A 7,441-nucleotide genomic window follows, 5' to 3' on the forward strand; every position below is an offset into this window, starting at 1 on the left:
ATAGCAATCAACGCACCAGCAGCGCGTTCACCGCCTGCAGGTCTTCGGGCTTTAAACTTCCGCTCGCCTGGCGCAGCTTGAGTCCGCCTAGCAGCACGTTGTAGCGGGCCTGGGCCAGGTCGCGCTTGGTCTGGAACAACTGGCTTTGCGAATTCAGCACGTCGATATTGATGCGCACACCGACCTGGTAGCCCAGCTTGTTGGCATCCAGCGCAATCTGGCTGGAGGCTTCGGCGGCTTCCAGTGCGCTGACCTGGCCCACGCCCGACAGCACGCCATAAAACGCGGCACGGGTGGCCTGGGTAACGGCGCGGCGGGCGGCATCCAGGTCCGCCTGTGCTTGGTCTTCCAGCGACAGGGTTTCGCGGATGCGGTTCTGGATGGAGAAGCCTGCAAACAGCGGGATATTCAGGCTCAGGCCGACGCTGGCACCGTTGTTGCGCGAATTGTTGGGCAGGCTGGTGGTGCCGTTGGGGTAGCGGTTGACGTTGTAGCCCGCAGTCAGGTCCAGCGTGGGCAGGTTGCCGGCCTTGGCTTTTAGGGTTTCTAGCCGAGCCACGTCCAAGGCCACCACGGCTTGCACCACGTTGGGCTGCAGGCTTTCGGCTTGCTGTACCCAGGTGCCAATGTCCGCAGCTTGCACGGACGGCAAGACCACCGGCAGCGCCAGCGGGGTCGGCTGGGCGTTGACCTTGCTGACCAGGGTGTCCAGCGCCAGTTTTTTCACCAGCAAGTCGTTTTCAGCGGCAATTTCTTGGGCTAGTACCAAGTCAAACCGGGCCTGGGCTTCGCGGGTGTCGGTGATGGTGGCGGTGCCGACTTCAAAGTTGCGCTTGGCCGAGGCCAGTTGCTCGGCCACGGCGGTTTTTTGCGCCCGCACAAAGGCCAGGCTGTCGCCCGCGCCTAACACGTCGAAATAGGCCTGGGCGACGCGCACCACCAGGTCCTGTTCGGCCGCAGTCAGCTGCGCTTGGGCCACATCGACCAGCTTCAGGCCTTGTTGGTAGTTGATGCGGTTGGCCGGGCGGTACAGGGGCTGGGAGGCACTGAGAGAGGCAGTCTGGGTGGTGTAGTGGCTGTCTACGCTAGGGTTGCTACCGTCCACCATGCTGCGGGTGAGTCCCGCAGACGCACCGACGGTGGGCAGGATGTAGGCCTTGGCCTGGTCGGCCTTGGCCAGATTCGCGTCATATTGTGCTTTGGCCGACTGGTAGGTTGCGTCGGTGGCCCGTGCCGCATCAAACAGCTCCACCAGGCTTTGCGCGTGGGCAGTGCCAGAGAAAGCGGCCAACAGGGCCAAAGAGCAGGTGGCGAGCGGGAAGCGGTGCATGGTCATCCTTGTCATTTCCAATTTCAGGCGTTCACTTCAGGCATTCATTTCAGGTATTCAATACCGGGGCACGCTGGCATCGCGTTGCAGCGACCAGGCATCGATGCCACCAGCGATATTGACCACATTCTCAAAACCGTTTTGCACCAAAAACTGCGCCACGCGCTGGCTGCGGGCGCCATGGTGGCACAGGCAGGCGATAGGCTGGTGTGGGTCCAGTTCGGCCAGGCGGGCGGGGATGTCGCCCATGGAGAGCTGCACCAAGGTAAAGCCCTCGGCCTGCACGCTGGCGGCCTGCCATTCACCGGGTTCGCGCACATCCAGCACCACGGGGGCGGCTTGGCTTTGCAGCCACCGGGGCAGGTCGGTCGGGGTGATTTGGGAAATCATGGATGAGGAGTGGATTAAAACGAGAACTTGGAAGGCTCGGCAAAGTGCACCAGGCGCGGGGCCACGGTGTCCCAGGGTTGGGTGGTGGCATAGCTGGTGTCGCCGGTGCGGGTGACGAAATTGGCGCGCATCATGGGCTCCTGGCCAACCACGGCAAACAGGCGGCCACCCACCTTGAGCTGGGCCTTGATGGCTTCAGGCACTGCCGCCACCGAGCCGCTGAGCACGATGACATCAAACGGACCGTCGGCCGCAGCGCCCAGGGCACCGTCGGCCTGGCGGACTTCGACGTTTCGCACACCGGCATTGCGCAGGTTGCTGCGCGCGAGGGTGGCCAGCTCGGGCAGTATTTCGAGCGACAGCACGCTGTGGGCGCTGGCGGCGAGCAGAGCGGCCATGTAGCCCGAGCCGGTGCCGATTTCCAGCACTTTTTCATGCTTTTGGATCTTCAGGTCTTGCAGCGCGCGGGCTTCCACCTTGGGTGACAGCATGCACTGGTCGCCGGGCAGCGGAGCTTCCATGTCCACAAAGGCAAAAGCCTGGCTCTCAGTAGGCAAAAACTTCTCGCGTTTAACGGTGTTAAGCAGCTCCAGCACCGAAGGCTCCAGCACATCCCAGGGGCGGATTTGCTGTTCGATCATGTTGAAGCGGGTCTGTTCAAGCTGGGCGGTGGTGGTCATGGTGGGTCTTTGGATCTGTGTGCGAGGTTAACGTTAGATTTTAGGGGGGGAAAGCGGCATGACCGGGCGTTTTGCGCCCCATTTACCTGGCAGCCCAATTTCCAAGTTTGCCAAGCTTGCCGCGCTTTCGGCCATGGAGGCGCACTGCATAGAGGGTCTCATGCGCAGGGCCGTGCACGCAGTCCATGGAGCAGGATGTGGAGCTGGGATTCGATGTAGCGCAGCGGGTCCAGCGTGGTGGGGGCGCAAGGGAGGCCCATGGCGTGTTTCCACAGGGCCATAAACATCAGCGGACCGGTGACGCTGTAACTGGCCAGGTCGATGTCCAGAACGGCAAATTCACCACTGTCCACGCCGCGTTGCAAGATGCGCCGCACCAGGCTTTGGTAAGGCTGCACGACCTCGGTCTGGTAGAACGCCGCCATTTCGGGAAAGTTGTGCGCCTCGGTCAGCATCAGTTTGGTCATACCCGATGCCTGGGTGTCACCCACCCGCTCCCACCAGCTCAGCATGCCGTGGCGCAGCAGGTCGGCGCTGCTGCCGACAAAGCTCTCGACCTCTGCGTGCCACTCATGCAGGCGGCCCGACAGGCTTTGCCGCACCACGGCTTTGAACAGCTCTTGCTTGCTGGGAAAGTACAAGAACAGGGTGCCTTTGGACACGCCGGCCCGCTGGGCCACTTCTTCCACCCGGGTGGCGGCAAAACCTTTTTCTACAAACAGGTCCAGTGCCGCCGCCAATAGCTCGCCCGGCCGCGCTTGCTTGCGCCGCGCACGTTTGGCCGGGGGTTCTGCCGGGGTGGAGGAAGACGGGTTAGGCATAAGGTTACTGACTGGCGGGTTATTAATATAGCCCGTGCGCTGGGGCCGCGTCAATATGGGGGTATGGGCCGGTCATGGCTTTGCCACCCGCAAGCCCAGCCACTCGCGCAATATCTCGCGCGAAGATTGCAGGCCGCTGGCGGTAGGCATCCATTCCAGCAGGCTGCGTTGTTGCTGCAAGGTAAAGCCGGTGGGTGCGGGGGTGACGGTAAAACCGGCCCGCTCGAACGCCTGCTGCGCTCGCGGCATATGCCAGGCATGGGTAACCAGGGCGATGCGCTGCACGCCGTCGCGCTCCAGCAGGGCGTGCAATTGGGTGGCGTTTTCTGCCGTGTCGCGCGACTGGTCGTCTACCCAACGCAGGGCCAAGCCGTAATCTTGGGCCACCATGGCGCGGGCCACGGCACCTTCAGATGGCGCGGAGGTACCGCTGTTGGCCCAGCCCACGCCACCGGAAAAGGCCAGCGGCAATTGGGACTGGCGGGCTAGCCGCACACCGTAGCGCAGCCGGCTTGCAGTATCTGCGCTGGGTTGGGCCACACCGTATTCGGGTGCAAACGTTTGTACGCCGCCGCCCAGCACCACCACCGCCTGTACTTGGCGTGCTTGCAAGACGGCAGCGGCCGTGGCCGACGGCAGGGCGGGTACTTGCGGCAGGATGTGCAGTGCCAGCCAGACGGCTACCGCGTGGCAACTCAGCAGCCACAGCCCGCCCAGTGCTGCTACGCAGAGCACGCCACCCCACACTTTTTTACGCCGTACCAATAACAGCCCCAAAAATGCCATCAGCAAGGGGGCGGCGGGCGGCAACACCAGTGCCGTCAATAAAGGTTTGAATTCACCAAAAACCATAAGCTCACTTTTTAATAGCTAAGTGTGTAGAGGTTATATGCGCTAGAGCCGCTTTTTGCTTAAAATTTAAAGGGTTTGGTGTCGCAAGTAAAGTTACCGCCAAAGGGAGTGTACAAGTCCATGCTCCTTAAATAGGAGTACAAAGCAAGCTATGCAAAACCAGCCTCCCTTTACTCCCACTTCGTCCATCCCACGTCAAGTAATTACCCTAGGCGGCGGCTGTTTTTGGTGCACCGAAGCGGTATTTGTGAAGGTGCTGGGGATTACCGACGTAGAAAGCGGCTACTGCAACGGCCAAGCCCAGAATCCCAGCTACGAAGAGGTATGCAGCGGCGAGACCGGACATAACGAAGTTGTGCGGCTAGAGTTTGACCCGGCGCAAATCAGCCTGCGCGAGATTCTGGAAGTCTTCTTTGTGGTCCACGACCCGACCACGCTGAACCAGCAAGGCCATGACGTGGGCACACAGTACCGCAGCGGTATCTACACCAGCACGCCCGAGCAGTTGCCGGTGATCGACACTGTGCTGGCCGAGATTGCGGTCAGTGGCAGCTACCGCAAGCCGGTGGTCACCGAGGTGCTGCCATTGGCCAATTATTGGCCCGCCGAGGCCCACCACCAGGACTATTTTGAGAAGCATCCCCACCAGGGCTACTGCCTGATGGTGGCCGCACCCAAGGTAGAGAAGTTTCGCAAGACGTTTGCCAATTTGGTCAAACATCCATCAACCCGGCCAGTGCACCTCACATAAGGCTCACTCCTGCTGTGGGCGGAGCGGTAACCACAGCGCAAAGCAGGTTCCTGCGCTCCCGGATGTCCAGTGGACGCTGCCTGCCATCGCCTGCGCCCGGCGTTGCTGGTTGTTAAGCCCCTGCCCCATCGGCTGGAGCAGCGTTACATCGAGGTCAAAGCCCTGGCCGTTGTCTTCAATGGTGACCTCGACGCCATCGCCTTGCACAGCGGTACGCACACGGATTTCGGTGGCCCGGGTGTGCTTCAGAATGTTGGCAAAGGCTTCTTGAAAAATCCGCAAAATATGCAGTGCGGTGCGGGGATTCAGCCAGTCCAGCTTGGGTAAGTCCTGCACTTCCCAGAGCAGGCGTACACCGGCTGCCTTGAGTCGTGGCCCGAGCCGAAAGCGCAGCGTGGCCAGTAGTAGCAGCAAGTCGGCTTCTATCGGCTCCATCGAGTCAATTGTCAGCTTCAGGTCGTCGATGCAGCCCTTCAAAATCTCGCCCAGCGCGCCATCCGTCATGCGCCCACTCTCCACCACGCGCAGCGCCGTCACCAGCGACGAGCCCAGCCCATCGTGCATGTCTTGCGTCAGACGCAGGCGCTCATCGGTCAATGTTTGGTGGTGCTCTGCCTCACTTAAACGTGCGTAGCTGGTCGCTAGCTCCAGCTCGCGTATCTGTAAGCGCTGTGCTAGGTGGCTGTTGGCCCGCTCAACCTCAGCCACGGCCCCTACATAGCGGCGAAACATGATGTACACAAACATCACGAATAGCCCAATGATGGTGAGAGGGTTGGTGTAAATGCCCTCGGGGCCAACCCAGTTGTTTTGCAAAGCCAGGTCGTAAATACAGAACAGCGTGGTGGCGAAGAGCCAGCCCGCCATTAACCACACCTCCCGCGACTGGGTGCGAAATCCATTGCGCAAGGCATCGAAAAAAATCAGTATGGCGAACGGTAGCATTAGCACGTACAACAACGGTGTCCACAATGTCAGGCTGGGCAGCAACACCACGGCGCCAGGCATGCTCACCAGATTGCACAGTACGGTGACACCGATCAGCAACGGTGTCAGCCCCCGCATCGGGTGCTCGTGCAGTCGTTCCATAAAGCAGTGGCACAGCGCTACAAGCCACATCAACGATGCCACGGTGATCCATTCAAACCACTGGTCATCTATGGGCAGATAGCTGCCACCCACGTGGTAATGCAGCATGCGCAAAAACGACATGGCAGAGGCTGCAAAAAACAGCAAATACAGTGAATCGCGCCGCAACCGTATCCATACTGCCAGGGAGAAAAATCCCACCGATAAAAAGGCCGCTCCGCCAATAAAAGGCAGCTGTGTCTGCAACAGCTGGCGCACTTGGTAGCGCCACACCAGCGGCTGTGCGGCCCCCACCCATACTGTTGACAGCGCACTGCCGCTGCTTTGCAAACGGTCAATGCGCAGCAGCACCGTGGACGGAGACATTGCACCCGCCCCCGGATTGAGTCGCAGTAGCAGCGGGTGGTTGTAGCCGTTGTGCGTCTTACTGCCTTCGGAGGCATATAGCAACTGGCCGTCTGCATAGACCGCTATCTGGCCGATGGTTTTCCAGCGGGGCATGTACAGGTAGCGGGGGGCAGCGGTGCTGGGCAGGCCATGCAGATCCAGCCGATACCAGTCTGTGACAGTACGCACCTCCCCCTGCGCATGGGGTACTAATTCGCGCTCGGCAATATGGGGTAGCGTGACGGTGTGCCAGCCAGGGTGCGGCAGCGATGTGGCATCCGCATGGCCCGGTGGGGGGGTGTAGCCACTGCCCACCAAAGACAGCAACTGCGCGTCTTGCAGATGCACCGCCACATCGCCGTCCGGTACCTGCGCGCAGCCCGCAAAAAGTAGCAGCCAAAGCCCTAAAAATTGCCAGCAACTGTGCCAGCAGTTCCGCTGCATCACAGCAAACCCTGGTTTCTGGCCTCAAAAATAGCTTCGGCCTTGGAACTGACTTTGAGCTTGCTGTAGATGCGACGCACATAGGTTTGCACCGTGTGCTGCGACACCAGCATTAATTTGGCAATTTCATCCGCCGTAAATCCTTTGGTGATGAGTTCTAAAACCTGTTTTTCGCGGGCCGACAAGGTTGCGGGGGCATCACCGTGGCGCGCCGCTACCGCGTCAGGTACAACCGTGGGGGCAGCGCGAAAGCGCGTCAGAATCTGCCGGGCAATCAGCGGGCTGATCGGGCTGCCGCCGCCGTGCAGACTGCGGATTTCATTCAGCATGTCGCCCGCTGCGCCGTCTTTGAGCAAATAGCCCGACGCACCTGCCTCAATCGACTGCAATACATGTGCTTCATCCGCAAACGTGGTGCACACCATCACCGCGCAACTGGGCCACAAGGCGCTGGCAGCCCGAATCACATCAATCCCCGAGCCATCGGGTAGTCCAAGGTCTACCAGCAGCACATTCGCGGGTGGCTGTTGTAGCGCCAGCAAACCGGCAGCACGGGTGCTGGCAATGCACGCCATGTACACATCCGGCGCGGAGCGGATGGCTGCAGCAATGGTGTTCTGTACCTCCACGTCATCCTCGACAAGCGCCACTTTGATCATGGTAGAGAGTTTATTGGCGGGCATAGCATTCGATAGAT

General features: G+C 60.5%; 8 protein-coding genes. 1 reads left to right on the forward strand and 7 read right to left on the reverse strand.

Annotation, left to right across the window (positions count from 1 at the left end; translation table 11 throughout):
* Positions 1 to 7: 7 nt before the first annotated feature.
* From AC097L_RS01575 to AC097L_RS01595, 5 genes are all read right to left on the reverse strand, one after another.
* Complete coding sequence (locus AC097L_RS01575; protein ID WP_479584354.1) at positions 8 to 1,330, reverse strand: TolC family outer membrane protein; 1,323 nt, start codon at positions 1,328 to 1,330, stop codon at positions 8 to 10.
* Between the two features lie 57 nt (positions 1,331 to 1,387).
* Positions 1,388 to 1,720: a rhodanese-like domain-containing protein gene (locus AC097L_RS01580; RefSeq protein ID WP_479584355.1), complete on the reverse strand. Its 333-nt coding sequence runs from the start codon at positions 1,718 to 1,720 to the stop codon at positions 1,388 to 1,390.
* A gap of 14 nt (positions 1,721 to 1,734) precedes the next feature.
* The gene (locus tag AC097L_RS01585; protein WP_479584356.1) at positions 1,735 to 2,400 is read right to left on the reverse strand and encodes a protein-L-isoaspartate O-methyltransferase family protein; all 666 of its coding nucleotides are present in this window, start codon (positions 2,398 to 2,400) and stop codon (positions 1,735 to 1,737) included.
* 158 nt (positions 2,401 to 2,558) lie between these two features.
* A complete protein-coding gene (locus AC097L_RS01590) occupies positions 2,559 to 3,221 on the reverse strand; it encodes a TetR/AcrR family transcriptional regulator (protein ID WP_479584357.1) in 663 nt (220 codons plus the stop codon).
* A 72-nt stretch (positions 3,222 to 3,293) separates the two neighbouring features.
* On the reverse strand, positions 3,294 to 4,073 hold the full coding sequence (locus AC097L_RS01595) for a YdcF family protein (protein ID WP_479584358.1): 780 nt from the start codon (positions 4,071 to 4,073) through the stop codon (positions 3,294 to 3,296).
* 151 nt (positions 4,074 to 4,224) lie between these two features.
* Between AC097L_RS01595 and msrA the strand changes: the two genes are divergently transcribed.
* On the forward strand, positions 4,225 to 4,824 hold the full coding sequence (msrA, locus tag AC097L_RS01600) for a peptide-methionine (S)-S-oxide reductase MsrA (RefSeq protein WP_479584359.1): 600 nt from the start codon (positions 4,225 to 4,227) through the stop codon (positions 4,822 to 4,824).
* Positions 4,825 to 4,827: 3 nt separating this feature from the next.
* Here msrA and AC097L_RS01605 read toward each other — a convergent pair whose 3' ends face one another.
* Together AC097L_RS01605 and AC097L_RS01610 are read right to left on the reverse strand one after the other, a co-directional pair.
* On the reverse strand, positions 4,828 to 6,744 hold the full coding sequence (locus tag AC097L_RS01605; protein ID WP_479584456.1) for a sensor histidine kinase: 1,917 nt from the start codon (positions 6,742 to 6,744) through the stop codon (positions 4,828 to 4,830).
* Positions 6,744 to 7,427, reverse strand: a complete 684-nt coding sequence (locus AC097L_RS01610) for a LuxR C-terminal-related transcriptional regulator (protein ID WP_479584360.1) — start codon at positions 7,425 to 7,427, stop codon at positions 6,744 to 6,746. The genes AC097L_RS01605 and AC097L_RS01610 overlap by 1 nt, the downstream gene beginning before the upstream one ends.
* Between the last annotated feature and the right edge of the window lie 14 nt (positions 7,428 to 7,441).

This window comes from Rhodoferax sp. RT5P35, from assembly GCF_056521385.1.